General features: G+C 63.7%; 15 protein-coding genes and 1 pseudogene. 9 read left to right on the top strand and 7 right to left on the bottom strand.

Annotation, left to right across the window (positions count from 1 at the left end; genetic code table 11):
* The first annotated feature begins 82 nt into the window (after nt 1–82).
* The gene (locus QRM57_RS11355; protein WP_284986663.1) at nt 83–439 is read left to right on the top strand and encodes an ArsR/SmtB family transcription factor; all 357 of its coding nucleotides are present in this window, start codon (nt 83–85) and stop codon (nt 437–439) included.
* Between the two features lie 15 nt (nt 440–454).
* Complete coding sequence (locus tag QRM57_RS11350; RefSeq protein WP_284986662.1) at nt 455–922, top strand: SRPBCC family protein; 468 nt, start codon at nt 455–457, stop codon at nt 920–922.
* On the opposite strand, the gene QRM57_RS11345 is transcribed toward QRM57_RS11350, so the two are convergent.
* Nucleotides 919–1,578 (bottom strand): LysE family translocator, encoded by a 660-nt coding sequence (locus tag QRM57_RS11345; protein WP_284986660.1) that lies wholly within the window; start codon nt 1,576–1,578, stop codon nt 919–921. The genes QRM57_RS11350 and QRM57_RS11345 overlap by 4 nt on opposite strands.
* A 104-nt stretch (nt 1,579–1,682) precedes the next feature.
* Here QRM57_RS11345 and QRM57_RS11340 point away from each other — a divergent pair, with 104 nt between their 5' ends.
* Nucleotides 1,683–2,138 carry an Lrp/AsnC family transcriptional regulator gene (locus tag QRM57_RS11340; protein WP_284986659.1) on the top strand — a complete coding sequence of 152 codons (456 nt, stop codon included), beginning with the start codon at nt 1,683–1,685 and terminating at the stop codon, nt 2,136–2,138.
* A 2-nt stretch (nt 2,139–2,140) separates the two neighbouring features.
* On the opposite strand, the gene QRM57_RS11335 is transcribed toward QRM57_RS11340, so the two are convergent.
* The gene (locus tag QRM57_RS11335; RefSeq protein ID WP_284986767.1) at nt 2,141–2,599 is read right to left on the bottom strand and encodes an Lrp/AsnC family transcriptional regulator; all 459 of its coding nucleotides are present in this window, start codon (nt 2,597–2,599) and stop codon (nt 2,141–2,143) included.
* Between the two features lie 350 nt (nt 2,600–2,949).
* Between QRM57_RS11335 and gluQRS the strand changes: the two genes are divergently transcribed.
* Both gluQRS and QRM57_RS11325 read left to right on the top strand, forming a co-directional pair.
* Nucleotides 2,950–3,837, top strand: a complete 888-nt coding sequence (gluQRS, locus tag QRM57_RS11330) for a tRNA glutamyl-Q(34) synthetase GluQRS (RefSeq protein WP_284986658.1) — start codon at nt 2,950–2,952, stop codon at nt 3,835–3,837.
* 25 nt (nt 3,838–3,862) lie between these two features.
* Nucleotides 3,863–5,016: pseudogene (locus QRM57_RS11325) on the top strand (serine hydrolase domain-containing protein).
* On the opposite strand, the gene QRM57_RS11320 reads toward QRM57_RS11325, so the two are convergent.
* Nucleotides 5,013–5,627 (bottom strand): TetR/AcrR family transcriptional regulator, encoded by a 615-nt coding sequence (locus QRM57_RS11320; RefSeq protein WP_284986656.1) that lies wholly within the window; start codon nt 5,625–5,627, stop codon nt 5,013–5,015. The pseudogene QRM57_RS11325 and the gene QRM57_RS11320 sit on opposite strands and share 4 nt — an antisense overlap.
* Nucleotides 5,628–5,640: 13 nt before the next feature.
* Between QRM57_RS11320 and QRM57_RS11315 the strand changes: the two genes are divergently transcribed.
* Nucleotides 5,641–6,519, top strand: a complete 879-nt coding sequence (locus QRM57_RS11315; protein WP_284986654.1) for an SDR family NAD(P)-dependent oxidoreductase — start codon at nt 5,641–5,643, stop codon at nt 6,517–6,519.
* A 105-nt stretch (nt 6,520–6,624) separates the two neighbouring features.
* Entirely contained in the window at nt 6,625–7,161 is a 537-nt protein-coding gene (locus tag QRM57_RS11310) for a phosphohydrolase (RefSeq protein WP_284986653.1), read from the top strand.
* A gap of 75 nt (nt 7,162–7,236) precedes the next feature.
* Here QRM57_RS11310 and QRM57_RS11305 read toward each other — a convergent pair whose 3' ends face one another.
* The 3 genes from QRM57_RS11305 to QRM57_RS11295 form a co-directional block, all read right to left on the bottom strand.
* Nucleotides 7,237–8,481: a low temperature requirement protein A gene (locus QRM57_RS11305; RefSeq protein WP_284986652.1), complete on the bottom strand. Its 1,245-nt coding sequence runs from the start codon at nt 8,479–8,481 to the stop codon at nt 7,237–7,239.
* Between the two features lie 44 nt (nt 8,482–8,525).
* On the bottom strand, nt 8,526–9,824 hold the full coding sequence (locus QRM57_RS11300) for an ATP-binding protein (RefSeq protein ID WP_284986650.1): 1,299 nt from the start codon (nt 9,822–9,824) through the stop codon (nt 8,526–8,528).
* Between the two features lie 87 nt (nt 9,825–9,911).
* The gene (locus QRM57_RS11295; RefSeq protein ID WP_284986648.1) at nt 9,912–10,820 is read right to left on the bottom strand and encodes a fumarylacetoacetate hydrolase family protein; all 909 of its coding nucleotides are present in this window, start codon (nt 10,818–10,820) and stop codon (nt 9,912–9,914) included.
* Nucleotides 10,821–11,012: 192 nt separating this feature from the next.
* Here QRM57_RS11295 and QRM57_RS11290 point away from each other — a divergent pair, with 192 nt between their 5' ends.
* Both QRM57_RS11290 and QRM57_RS11285 read left to right on the top strand, forming a co-directional pair.
* The gene (locus QRM57_RS11290; RefSeq protein WP_284986647.1) at nt 11,013–12,311 is read left to right on the top strand and encodes an alpha-L-fucosidase; all 1,299 of its coding nucleotides are present in this window, start codon (nt 11,013–11,015) and stop codon (nt 12,309–12,311) included.
* Nucleotides 12,312–12,348: 37 nt separating this feature from the next.
* Complete coding sequence (locus tag QRM57_RS11285; RefSeq protein ID WP_284986646.1) at nt 12,349–13,314, top strand: aldo/keto reductase; 966 nt, start codon at nt 12,349–12,351, stop codon at nt 13,312–13,314.
* On the opposite strand, the gene QRM57_RS11280 is transcribed toward QRM57_RS11285, so the two are convergent.
* Nucleotides 13,311–13,982, bottom strand: a complete 672-nt coding sequence (locus QRM57_RS11280; RefSeq protein WP_284986645.1) for a FadR/GntR family transcriptional regulator — start codon at nt 13,980–13,982, stop codon at nt 13,311–13,313. The genes QRM57_RS11285 and QRM57_RS11280 overlap by 4 nt on opposite strands.
* Nucleotides 13,983–14,079 lie beyond the last annotated feature (97 nt).

Below are 14,079 nucleotides of genomic sequence, written 5' to 3'. Positions count from 1 at the left end.
GCACCTTCGGGTAGAGGCGTAATGTTGTAATCAACCTTGAGGTTGATAAAGCCATAGGTTGATTACGAAAGGTTGAGTGGGTATGGACCCGGCAGAACTGGGGCCCGACGCGTTGGACAGGGCCTTCATGGCCTTGGCTGACCCCGTGCGGCGGGCAATCGTGGCCCGCCTTTCCCGCAGTGACGCCACCGTCAATGAACTCGCAGAACCTTTCGCCATTACTAAACAAGCGGTTTCCAAGCACATCCAGGTCCTCGAGCATGCGGGGTTGGTGACGCGTTCACGCGACGCTCAGCGCCGCCCCGTTCACCTCGACGCCGCAGCCCTTGAGCGGTTGACGGCCTGGCTGGACCAGTACCGGCTGATCGCCGAGCGTCGGTTCCGGCTGCTCGACGAACTCCTGGCCAGCGATGGTCCCACGGGAGCTGCGGAGAAATAGGGAAGAGGAACTGACATGAGCAATCCAACCACCATCACCGCTGACGACGGTGTCCCGTTCGTTGACACAGTCCGCGAATTCGATGCCCCGGTCAGCGCGGTCTTCAAGGCCCACGTGGACCCCGACCTCCTGGTCAAATGGCTGGGACCGCGCAGCACCACCATGAACGTCACGGAATACAATGCGGTGACAGGCGGCAGTTGGCGGTACGAGAGCGGCGATGGCAACAACCCGTTTTCCTTCCGGGGTGTCTTCCACAAGGTAGACCCTGACGCGCTGATCATCATGACCTTCGAATTCGACGGCGCCCCGGACCAGGTGGGCATCAGCACCACCACGTTCGAGGAAGTGGATGGGCGGACCCGGATAGTCGCCCACGAGGTCTACCCCTCAGTGGAAGCACGGGATATGGCGCTGGCGACCGGCATGAATTACGGCGTGATCGAGGGCTATGAGCGGCTCGACGAGTTGCTTTCTGCCTAGGCTGAAGCGCTGGCCCACGCCTGGACCAGCAGGGGAATGAGCTGTTCGGACAATAGCACTGCCCCCAGCCCGATCATGATGATCCCGCTGACCAGGGTGACCACCTTGGCTGCGCCAGGCCGTGACGCCAGCAGCTTCCGGGAGGTCAAGGCAACCGCTGTGTAGACCACTGCAGCAAGGAACACGAAGGTCAGGCCGAGCAGGCCGGACTGGACGGGGACGGGAAGTGCTGCTTCGGGGCTCACGAACTGCGGCACCAGCGCCACGAAGAACAGCAGGCCTTTGGGGTTGATGCCGCTGGTGCCCATTCCCTGCAGGAACGTCCGGAGCGGGTTGGCGGAATGCACGACGCCGGCTTCCCCACTGAAGCTGGCACCTCGCCACGACCGGATGGTTGCGACGCCAAGCCACAGCAGGTAGGCGGCTCCGGCGACGGTGAGCCAGCCCAGCAGCCCCGGTACACCCGCCAGGAGTGCGGCCAACCCTGCCGCCATCAGCACGGTATGGATGACGTACCCGCTGCACAATCCGGCCACTGCCGGGACAAAGCTGCGCTGGCGCAGTCCGGCGGAAATGGAGTAAGCCCAGTCGACGCCCGGGGTGCAGGCCAGGGTGACCGCAACGAGGATGAAGGCGAGGAACAGCTGCGGATTCACGGTTTTCTCCAAGGGTTGTTGAGCTAGGAAAACTCTAGGCAAATTCGGGCCAAAAGTGTTCGCTTATTTAGCTCAGTCGCTGCTGTTCTGAGTAAGATATTTGCGTGATTGACGGAATCGATAGAAGTATTTTGCGCCAGCTTCGTGAAGACGGAAGAATGACTGCGACGGCTCTCGCCTCGAAGGTGGGTTTGACCGTGGCGCCATGCCACCGACGTCTCCGGGACCTGGAGTCCTCGGGGGTGATTCGTGGGTATCGTGCGGACATCGATCCCGCGGCGCTGGGGCTGGGGTTTGAGGCTATTGTCTTCGTCACCCTGCGCCAGGTTGAGCGCACCATCATGGCGGAGTTCGAAGAGCGCGTTGCGGCGAGCCCCAACATCGTTGAGGCCCAGCGCCTGTTCGGCTCCCCGGACTATCTGCTGAAAGTCATTGCCGCCGACCTGCCCGCCTACCAGCGCTTTTACGACGACGAACTTGCGGCACTGCCAGCGGTGGAACGGCTGACGTCAACGCTGGTCATGAAGAATCTGAAGACCAACGTCGGGCCTCCCGTCTAGGACTAGTCCGACAACAAGCCGGTTGTCCTGTACGGAATCACTTCCCTGAGGAACATGCTGGTAGAGGTGCGCACAATCCCCGGACACAGCCGGATTTCCTCGGAAACGCGGTACAGATCGTCGGGGCTTTTGGCGACAACCCGGATGATGAGGTCGGTGTCGCCTGCGGGCGCATGGCATTCCAGGACTTCGGGGATCTTCCGGAGCGCGGCGATGGCTTCGTTCAGGTGGCTTTGGTCGAGTTCGGCACTGACCGCGGCTGCAACTCCGCGACCCAGCGCCGATGGAAGGACGCGGCTGCTGTTGGCTCGCAGGGCTCCGGACGCGCTCATTCGTTCAAGTCGGGACTGAACGGTCCCGCGGGCAAGGTGCAACTTTTGGGCAAGCACCATGATGGGGACCCTCGGGTCTTCGTCCAGTGCGGCGAGGATTCGGCGGTCCGTCGCATCCAGTTCCTGCAAAGTGACCACTTCCTGCCGTCTTAGCCTGGCCCGACTGGTCAAATCGACCAATCAAGTCACTGTCTGTTGCTCCAACTGTATGCCTTCTGCTGAAATGGTGGCAACGAAGCAGGGAGAAGCTACCGCTGATCCCGGCACGGCGCCAAGGCACCCGGAACACCACCCGGAGCCCTGTACAGGTTTCCCGCAAGGAAGCAGCCGCTGATTGACTCTTGTTCACAGCATTGTCATTCACCACTCGCCCGTTCGTTTGGGCAGCAAGTAAGAGCCCCTGAGCCACCGGATCGTTGCGGTAGCTGAGGGGCTCTTGCTTTGCCTGGCCCGCGCGCCCCGCCGCATAGGCTTGGACCATGACTTCCGCTGGACGCTTCGCCCCGAGCCCTTCGGGCGAACTGCACGTCGGCAACCTTCGTACTGCGGTCCTTGCCTGGCTCTACGCAAAATCCACTGCCCGGACGTTCCTGCTGCGCGTCGAGGACCTTGACCGCGCGCGGTCCGGTGCGGAGGCTGAGCAGCTCCGCGACCTGGAGGCCATCGGCGTAAGGTGGGACGCCGCCGTCGTACGCCAGACCGAGCGTACGGCTCTCTACGATGACGCGATCGCCCGGCTGACTGCCGAAGGCCGCACCTACGAGTGCTTCTGCACGCGCCGGGAAATCCAGGAGGCTCCCTCGGCCCCGCACGCTCCGCAGGGCGCTTATCCGGGGACGTGCCGGGAGCTGTCGCACGCCGAAAAGGAGATCCGCAGGGCCTCGCGTCCGGCGTCCATACGCCTGCGGTCGGACGTTGCCGAATGGGCTGTTGAGGATCAGTTGAGCGGGAAATTCGTGGGCATGGTGGACGACTTTGTGCTCCGTCGGAACGATGGCGTCACCGCCTATAACCTGGCCGTTGTGGTGGACGACGCCGAGCAGGGAATCGACCAAGTGGTCCGCGGCGACGACCTCCTCCCGTCCACCCCGCGTCAGGCGTACCTGGCCACGCTGCTTGGCGTGCCAGTACCCGAATATGCCCACGTTCCGTTGGTGGTAAACCACGACGGCGTGAGGCTGGCCAAGCGCGACGGCGCGGTGACGCTGGGCGAGCTCGCCGCCGTCGGAATCCCTGCCGAACGTGTTCGCGACCTGATACTCGATTCACTCGGCCTGCCGGCAGGTCCATTGCAGGGTGCGCTCCCGTTTTTCGACCCCACACGGCTGCCCCGGGAGCCGTGGGTGTGGAAAACTCCCGCAGCCTGAAGCGCAGTCCCAGTAGGCTGTCTGGATGCACTCTCAAGTGATCGCCCCGGGTTTCGAACCAGTTGCCGAGCTCTTCGGTCGTTTCCTTGACCAGGATTCCGAGTATTCCGCGCAGGTGGCGGCCTACCATCGGGGCGTTAAGGTGCTGGACCTCAGCGGCGGTCCGCACATCCGGCCTGATTCGGTCACCGGAGTCTTCTCCTGTTCAAAAGGTATGGCTGGATTGGTGATCGCGTTGCTGGTGCAGGATGGCGTGCTGGATCTTGACGCGGAGGTGGTCAAGTACTGGCCCGAGTTTGGTGCGCAAGGCAAGGAGTCCATCACCGTCGCGCAGCTGCTGTCCCACCAGGCCGGGCTCCTGGGGGTGGAAGGCGGACTGACTCTGGCGGAGGTCAACAACTCTGAACTCGCTGCGGCCAAGCTGGCAGCGCTTGCTCCGCTATGGAAGCCAGGGGCCGCCTTCGGTTACCACGCGCTCACCATCGGGATCTTCATGGAAGAGCTGTGCCGTCGCATCACTGGTTACACGCTGCAGCAGGTCTTCGAGCAGCGAATCCGGTCTCTTGCGGGTGCGGACTTCTACTTGGGTCTGCCGGAAACCGACGACGCCAAGTTTGCGCGTTTCCGGTGGGCCGCGGATCCGTCGTGGCCGTGGGTGGATCCTGCCAGCCACTTCGGCCTGGCGGCGAATTCTGCAGTGGGCGACATTCTGGACCTGCCGAACATCCCGGAAGTGCGGGCCGCGGGGCTGAGCTCCGCGGCGGTTGTCGCCAGCGCCGATGGTATGGCCAGAATTTATGCTGCCGCGCTGACCGGTTTGGCTGTGGACGGTGACGCCACAGCGGGTGGCGGCCAGCCCGCCGTCGGCCCCTTCCTGACGGAGGAAACCATCCGTACGGTGACAGCTGAGCAGGTGTTCGGCATCGACCGCGTGTTGGGGAGACTGGTTGCTTTGCCACTGTTTTCATGAAGTCGCACACCCGGATGCCCTTCGGCAGTTACCGCGCTTTCGGGCACGACGGCGCCAGCGCATCTCTGGGGTTCGCGGACCCTGTGTATGAACTCGGCTTTGGATACGTGCCGCAGCAGGCCGAGCCCGGGGGAGTGGGCTGCCGCAACTTCCTGTTGAGTTCAGCCGTGCGCCAGGCGATCAAGGGACGCGCCGCGCAGGAAAGCTAGTGCGTGAGCTTCGCTGCGTGCACGCCGGCTGCCATTCCGGCCCACAGGGTGTCCGTGGTGGCGTTCACGATGTCGTCCACGGTTGTGCCGTCCAGGTGATTCCCTGCGGCAAGAACGGCCGCTCCGTGCAGGCTGACGAAGCACACCATTGCCAACGTCCCGGGGTCGCCTTCGGCCAACTCTCCGGCGTTCTGGCCTTCAACGATCATGGCTTGGGCTACATGGATTCCCTGTTCTGCCGTGCTTCTCAGTTCGGCGCTGGAATCCGGATGGTGCTTGCTGGAATACATGACCGTCAGGAGGGCCGGGTGGGCAACAGCGAACTCCACGTACGCCTTTCCGACGCCGACAAAACGGCTCCGAAGCCCGAGGCCGGTTTGCGAGGCGTTACTGATGAGGTTGTTCATCAATTCAAAGCCGGCCAGGGCCAGGGCGTCGATCAGGGCCTGCTTGTCACGAAAATGCTTGGCCGGCGCGCCGTGGCTGACGTTCATCTCCCGCGCCAACTGGCGCAGGGATAAGCCATCCACACCAACGTCCTCGATGGATTCCATGGCGCGCTCCAGCAGGGCCTCGCGGAGCTTTCCGTGATGGTAGGGCTGCTGGGTCATGCTTCAAGTCTAAATGAAAGTAGTCATTGACAACAAAGTAGGCACTGCCTACCATGTAGACACCGACTACTTCAGTTACCCATCCAATCGATCGGAACCCACCATGACCATGACCTACAAAGGCACCACGGCGCTCATCACGGGCGCAAGCTCAGGACTCGGCGCCGAGTTCGCCCGACAGTTTGCTGCCCGGGGTGCCGGCCTCGTCCTGGTCGCGCGACGTGCGGACCGGATGGAAGAGCTGGCAAAGGAACTCCGCGCCAAGCACGGCGTCACCGTCACGGTACTTCCCATGGACCTGGGCCGCCCCGGCGTTGGCAAAGAACTGTTCGAGGAAGTCAGCAGCCGTGGGATCGCCGTGGACACGCTGATCAATAACGCAGGCTTCGGAACCCACTCGCCGTTCGTTGAGGAAGAGCCGGATGTCATTGCCTCCGAAATAGCCCTCAACGTGGCTGCGCTTGTTGATATCACCCGTTCATTCCTTCCCGGCTTGCTCGCCTCCGGAACCGGGGCCTTGGTCAACGTGGCCAGCACGGCCGCGTTCCAGCCCATCCCCGGCATGGCAGTGTACGGAGCCACCAAAGCGTTCGTGCTCAGTTTCACGGAAGCCGTTGCCCATGAAACCAAGGATTCCGGGCTCAACGTGCTTGCCCTGTGCCCCGGGGCGACCAGCACGGAGTTCTTCGACGTCGTGGGAAGCCAGTCCGCAGCAGCAGGCCGCATGCAGTCCTCCGAACAGGTCGTTGGAACCGCACTGAAGGCACTTGATCGCAAGGGCACGCCAGGAAGCGTGGTTTCCGGCTGGGCCAACCGCATCGCGGCCGGTTTCGCGCAGCGACTGCCCAGGGCCGTCACCGTTGCCATCGCGGCGCGGGCTGTCCAGGACTGACGCGGGCCCTTCGCAACGGAACCTCCGGTGTCCTCCCTGCGGCGGAGCAGTTAGCCTGAAGACAGGGCCGAGCATCATCGGCACCCCACCCATCCGAAGGCCAACATGACCGAACCACGCTTCACCGTAGAGACCGCCCAAGTCCTGGCAGAGGTGGCCCACAACCGGCAGAAGGACAAGCTCAAGCGCCCGTATCGCGAGCATGTCCTGGCCGTTGGCGACGCGCTCGCGGATTTTGACGAGGACATCCAGATCGCCGGCTACCTTCACGACATCGCCGAGGACACCCCCATCACCAGGCAAGCCCTGCTGGACATGGGGGTGTCCGAGCGTGCCGTGGACATCATCGAACGCGTCACCCGTCGCTTCCACGACAATCCGGACGACTACGACGCCGGCATACGCTTCGTAGCGGAGGACCACGACGCCACGTTGGTGAAAATCGCCGACAACGCACACAACTCGCTGCCTGAAAGGGTCAGGGCGCTCGCGGAAAAGTGGCCTGACAAGCCGCCCACAACGCGGTACGCCGATGCCCGTCCGGTCCTGTACACGGCCGTTCCCCGGAAGGAAGTGGAGCTGATCCTGCAGCGGATCAACCCGTACCTGCTCCAGGAGCTGGACGAGATCGTTCCCGAATAGGCTGACCTGCCGTTGCGGGGCCCGCTCTGCACGCTATGAAGGCGATTTGGGGTGCAGAGCAGGCCCCGCAACGCGTCAGCCGGCGGCCGCTTCGAGCCGCCGAAGTGCAGCGGCCCGGCCCTTGTGCCCGCGTCGTTCGTCGAACGCGATGGACAGGCCCATCACCGCCATCATTTCCAGCATGCACAGAGGCACGGAAGCCCCAGCTGCGGCCATGGCAATGCTTCCCGCCAAGGCAAGGACTACTACGGCCGTGCTCACCAGCAGGTCGCGGTCACGGCCGAGCATGATGCTGTAGAGCGTGGTGAGTGAAACCTTGAAAAGGATGATCGGGATGGCGATCGATGCCACGGCTCCGGCCGCCGGGACCTGGGCTTCGTGGTCGATGAAGTAGGCCGCAATATGGAGCCCTGCGCCGGTGGCTGCGATGGCCGCGAAAATGATCATGTGCCCGTAGCCGAAGACCCAGGAGCGGTGCCGCTGCAGATGAAGGGCAGGGCCTGCGGGGAGGATGAAGTAGATCCACCACATGGCGAACGCCAACCCGGTACCGCTGAAACCAACCAGCGCAGCATCCACCGACCAGCCGTGGGTGGCGACGATGGCGCGCAGGGTTTCGATGGCCCCGATCAAGCACTCTCCCAAGGCAATGATGGCCAAGAGCCCGTACCTTTCCGCGATGTGGTGGGCGTGCCAGGGCGTACGGATCCTGCGTTCGGCGAAGTAGGGCGTCGCCATCTCCAGCACGAAGAGGGGAGCGGCCATCAGGAACGTGGTGAGCACATCCGTTTCGATCACCAGGGCAAGGACCCAGCCGACCTGGACAACCGCCAAGTACTTCGCGTAACGGAGGCATGTCTCGCGGCGTTCCGGGTCCTGGCGGGCAGCGCGCAGCCATTGGAAGATCAAAGCTACGCGCATGATGATGTAGCCGATAAGGATGGCCACGTTGTCCACGTGATCCCCGGCGACAATCGAGTGGAACATCGGTTCGATACCCATGGCCAGGATCAAGACGCCCACCATTTGCACCATAGTGACCACGCGGAACACCCAGTCATCCGTGTCGTAGGCGCTGGCGAACCAGGTGAAGTTGATCCAGGCCCAAATCACGGCGAACATCGCGAAGCTGAAACCCAGCAGGCCAGCGCCGAAATGCGCCTCGGCGACGGCATGCGCGAACTGGTTGCCGGCAACACCGAAGGCGATCACAAATGTCAGGTCGAAAAACAGCTCAAGCGGTGTGGCTGTGCGGTGTTTCTCGCGGGGATCGCGGCCGCCCATGGTGGACAGGGCATGGCGAAGTGGGTTTGTGGACATGGCTCAAAGATTACCGTTGCCGCGACCTCAGCGGGTGGCTCGGCCTAGACGCGGCCCAGGGCGTCGATGTCTTCCAGGAAGTCCTGGTGGACCTCGGCGCTGACGGTAGTGCGGGTGTCGGCGATTGCGTCGAGGTAGTCCTGCGTGACAGGTCCTTTCCGTCCGTTCGCCCCACCCGAAGCCGCACCGTCGTCGTACACGGCTTTTTCCAACGCGCGCTGGGAGGCGCTGCGGGCAGCGAACTCGATGTCCGCGGGCGAGAACCCCTCCGTCCTCGACACCAACAAAGAAATGTCCACCGAATCCACCACCGTGGCTGGGATGAAGCGTTGCCACATTGCCTCGCGGGCGTGCACGTCCGGCAGGCCGATAGGGATGACGTAGTCGAACCGGCCGTGGCGCAGGAACGCGGTGTCCAGGGCGCGGATGAAGTTGGTGGCGCACACCAGGAGCCGGCCGGGTTGTTCGCGGAAGGCCGGGATGATTTTGAGGAGCTCGTTGGTGACGCCCTGCAGCGGCGACGGCGGATCGCCGGCACGCTGCGAGGCGATCTCTTCGACCTCGTCGATGAACACGACCGCGTGCTCGAGCTCGGCGATTTCCAGGAACGTTTCGCGCAGTGCCCCGGCCAGGCCTTTGGGGTCGGAGGCCAAACGGGAGGGGAAGACTTCCACGAACGGCCACTCCAGCCGGGAGGCGATGGCCTTGGCGAAGGTAGTCTTGCCGGTGCCCGGCGGACCGAACAGCACCACTGCGCGCGGGGGCACGACGCCGTATTCGTCGGCGAGGTCTGCTTCGGCCAACGGCAGCACCAGCCGGCGCTCCAGGAGTTCCTTCTCCCGCCGCATGCCTGCGACGTTCTCCCAGAGATCACGGGCCAAGATGCGCCCGCCAAGCAGCCCGAGCGCGCCGAGTTCCTGGCGTTGCACCGGGATGGTCCGTTCGAAGTAGCGCAGGTTCTTCTTGACGACGAAGCCGCGGCCCAGGAACGCCTCGACGCGCGTTTCCGTTTCCGGCATCAGTGCGGAGAGCTTGTTGAGCCCGTGCGGGGCCATGCGGTTTTCGACGGCGGACAGCAGTGAGGTGCCGATGCCGCGGCCGCGGAACTCGGTCAGGGTGGCGAGGAATACGATCCAGCCTTGGTCGTGGGCGGCGCGTCCGACGGCGGCACCCACCACCTGATCGCCCTGAACAGCAACCACCGCGTGGTCCTTCTCGCAGGAGGCGAGGACCTCCGACAGTGCGTACACGGGTTCAACACCGTCAGCTTTGAGCGACTCCCAGAGGTGCAGGATGCCGTCCAGATCGGACGAGTGGAAGTCCCTGATTCGCCAGTTCGTCATGCTCATAACTCCTCGGTGGATCGCCGTTGATTCCTTGGAGTTGAGCATAGGCGAATCACTGCTGCCGAAGGTTGCGCCCCCGTTGCGTTACGAAACGGGATGCAACCGCACTCCTGGGGTGCTGCGTGCCGTGACCCGGAAGTACTCCTGGCGCTGGCGTCCCAGGCCCTCAATTTCCACCTCCACCACGTCACCGGGCTGGATGAAGGGGAACCGACCGGACATGGCTACTCCTTCGGGCGTTCCCGTGATGATGACGTCGCCGGGTTCAAGGACCATGTACTGGCTGAGGTGGTGGACGATCGTGGCGGGGTCGAAGATCATGTCCGAGGTGCTGGAGTCCTGGCGGGATTCGCCGTTGACCAGGGTCCGGAGGCGCAGGTTGTCCGGGTCGATGTCGGTGGCGGGTACCAGCCACGGGCCCAGGGGAGTGGAAGCAGGCAGGGATTTGCCCTTGGTCCATTGTCCGGCTGCGCCCGGGATTTGGTAGTCGCGCTCGGAGAGATCATTGGCTACGGCGTAGCCTGCGATGCAGTTGTCCGCCTCCTCAGGGGAGGAAAGGTATGACGCTTCCCGGCCGATCACGATTGCCAGTTCCACTTCGTAGTCGTACTTTTCCGACGACGGCGGGATGGGGGCGGCGTCGAAAGGGCCGACTATGGTGTTGCTCGGCTTGAGGAACACCACGGGCTCCTCGGGCGGAGTTGCGCCGGATTCGGCTGCGTGGGCGGTGTAGTTCAGGCCGATGGCCACCACGGAGCCGGGCCGGGCCACGGGTGCACCGACGCGAAGGCCCACCGCAGAGATTTCGGGGAGTTCGCCTTTGTTCAGGGCCTTACGGGTGCGTGCGATGCCGTCCGAGGCGAGGAAACCGCCGTCGACGTCGTTGGTCAGGGCCGCGAGGCTGAAGTATTTCTCGGTTCCGTCGGCGTCCTGGGCGATGACTGCCGGTTGTTCGTTTCCGGCTGTGCCCAGCCTGGCGAATTTCAAGGTCATGGCTTCCTCCGTGCGTTCGGGACTAACATCCGAACTCTAGTGTGCTGGGGTCGTCCCTGCTTCGGAAATGTGACCCGTTGACAAGTAATACATCAGATGTTTAGTGTCGGTGGGAATCCGGACGCACCTCAGGAGCCGCATGAGCACCGTGATACTCAGCTTTCCGAACAGCCCTGCATGGAAGGAAACCCGTTGATCCAGCACGCACCATGGTTTGAAGAGGCCCGTTTGGGGATGTTCGTGCACTGGGGACTCTATGCGCTCCCTGCCCGGCATGAGTGGGTGATGAACCGGGAGGAAATCAGTGTTGAAGCCTATGAACAGTACTTCCGGCGCTTTGATCCGGATCTTTACGATCCCCGTGAATGGGCCCGTGTCGCCCGTTCCGCGGGTATGAAGTACGTGGTCCTCACCACCAAGCACCATGACGGCTTTTGCTTGTGGGACTCGGCGCTGACCGAGTACAAGGCCACCAACACGCCAGCCGGCCGGGACCTGATCACCCCGTATGTCGAAGCGCTCAGGGCCGAGGGACTGAAAGTCGGTTTCTACCACTCGCTCATCGACTGGCACCACCCGGACTTCACCATCGACGGGGTACACCCGCAACGCAACGCACCCGACGTCGAGAGTTTGAACAGCGGACGGGACATGGCCCGCTACCGGGAGTACCTGCATGGCCAAGTGAGGGAGCTCCTGAGCAACTACGGCACTATCGACTACCTGTTTTTCGATTTCTCCTACGCGGGGCTCGGGCAGGAGGAGTTCTGGGGCGGCAAGGGCCGGAAGGACTGGGATTCCGAGGCCCTGCTGGCTATGGTGCGGGAGTTGCAGCCCGGAATCATCGTCAATGACCGGCTGGATATACCGGGAGACTTCATCACGCCGGAGCAGTACCAGCCCGCCGGCCCCATGATGCTCGACGGCGTCCCGGTCACCTGGGAGGCGTGCCAGACCCTCAATGGCAGCTGGGGCTACGACCGCGACAACCTCGACTACAAGTCCGTGGACATGCTCATCCGGATGCTCGTTGACGGGGTGTCCAAGGGCGGCAACCTGCTCCTGAACGTCGGCCCGACAGGGAGGGGCGCCATCGATCCCCGGGCATTGGCCTCGCTGGAAGGAATTGGCGAGTGGATGACGTTGCACTCCCGCTCCATCTACGGCGCCGGGGCCTCGGCATTCACAGCCCCGCCGGATGCCCGCTACACGCAGCGCGGTGACCGGCTCTACGTGCACCTCTTCGCGTGGCCGTTCGAGTACGTCCATCTCCCGGGCCTGGCCGGCAAGGTCGAGTACGCGCAGTTGCTGAATGACGCTTCCGAGGTGTTCCTCCGTGAAGTCGATCCCCAGCAGCAGGCAATGAACTTGACCCCTGGCGGCCAGCCTCCCGGAACGTTGACCGTGAAACTCCCGGTCCAGCGGCCCGACGTCGCGGTTCCGGTGATTGAACTGTTCCTGAAGCCGGGTGAGCGGGCGGATCGCGCTTAGCGGTTTGCCCGGGGGAGGATTGGGGTATCCACAAAGTATGGGAGTTGCCTTGACACCACTGAACCTCGGCAAGCTCGGCTTCGGCGGGGCGGGCATCGGTAACCTGTACCGGGCCATCCCGGACGGGGAAGCCCTCGCCACCGTTCTCGCCGCTTGGGACGCGGGCATCCGCTACTTCGATACGGCTCCGCACTACGGCTTGGGCCTCTCGGAGCAACGGTTGGGCGCGGTCCTCCGGGACAAGCCGAGGGACGACTTCGTGATCTCCACCAAGGTGGGCCGGCTGCTCGAGCCGAACGCCGCCGGTGGCCAGGATCCGGAGGGCTTCGACGTTCCAGCTACCGCCAAGCGCGTGTGGGACTTCTCCGAGGCGGGGATTCGCCGCAGCATCGAGGATTCGCTGGACCGGCTTGGCCTCACCCACGTGGACATCGCCTATCTCCACGATGCCGACGTCCACGATCTCCGGGAAGGAATCACGCAAGGGCTGCCGGCTTTGGAAAAGCTACGGTCCGAAGGCGTCGTCAAAGCCATCGGCGTTGGCCTCAACTCGGCCGAGGCGGCATTGGAATGCGTCGAGGCCGCCGACCTGGACCTCGTCATGCTCGCTGGCCGATACACGCTACTGGAGCAGCCCACGGTTCCGCTCCTGGAGCGCTGTGTGGAGCGCCGCACCGGCGTCGTCAATGTTGGCGTCTACAATTCAGGCCTCCTGGCCCGCGCAGACGTCCCGGACGATGCGCACTACAACTACGATCAGGCGCCGCCACACGTATTGGAGCGGGCGCGACGCCTGGCGGAAGTTTGCCGCGACTTCGGGGTGGAACTTCCGACGGCGGCGCTCCAGTTCCCGCTGCGCCATCCGGCCGTGGTGAACGTGACGGCCGGGGCGACCTCTCCCGAACAGGTAGCCTCGAACGCCGCGCGGATGGAGGAGTCTGTTCCCGAAGAGCTGTGGGACGCCCTGGCGGCCGTTGGCGGTGACACCCAGTCCGGCGGTTAGAGCGCCTGGCGCAACCAGTTCTCCACGCCGCTGATGTGCACGGTGGCCAATGCCCGCACCAATTCCGCATCACCGCGCTCCAAAGCGTCCGTGATGGCCCGATGCTCGGACAGGGTGTGGGCGACAGCCTTCTCCTGGGTCAGCCCCCGCCAGATCCTGGCCCGCACCGTGCTGCTCGACAGGGCTTCGAGGAGGCTGCCGAGGTAGTCGTTTCCCGCGGCTGCCGTGATGATGCTGTGGAACTCGAGGTCGTGGGCCACGAGCTCCTCGACGTCCGTGTTCTCGTCGATGCCATCCATGGTGCCGCGAAGCCTCTTGAGATCTTCGGCGGTGATTTTCCCGGCTGCCAAGTGTGCGGTGGCCGGTTCAAGGATTCGTCGGACCTCGAAGAGCTCAAGGATGGACCGGTCCTGGTGCAGGTCCACCACGAACGCCACGGCCTCGTTGAGGAGTTTGGCGTCGAGGCTGGTCACGTAGGTTCCATCGCCACGGCGGACGTCCAGCACGCGGATCAGCTCCAGGGCTTTGACCGCTTCGCGCAGTGAACTCCTTGAAAGTCCGAGCCTTTCGCTCAGTTCCTTTTCCGGCGGAAGTCGATCGCCGGCCTTGAGTTCCCCACGGATCAGCATGTCCTTGATCTTGCCGATCGCCTCATCTGTGACAGCCATGGACCAATAGTAGCCACCAATGATCGGATGTCTGCTTACGCCGCGAAGGGCGTTAAGCTACGACGGCGGCACCTGGGTTCCGCTGGTAAGGAACCCG

The organism is Arthrobacter sp. fls2-241-R2A-172, from assembly GCF_030208885.1.
Classification (GTDB): Bacteria; Actinomycetota; Actinomycetes; order Actinomycetales; family Micrococcaceae; genus Arthrobacter.
The sequence above is the reverse complement of the archived record's forward strand: the minus strand, read 5'-3'. Positions and strand labels throughout refer to the sequence as shown.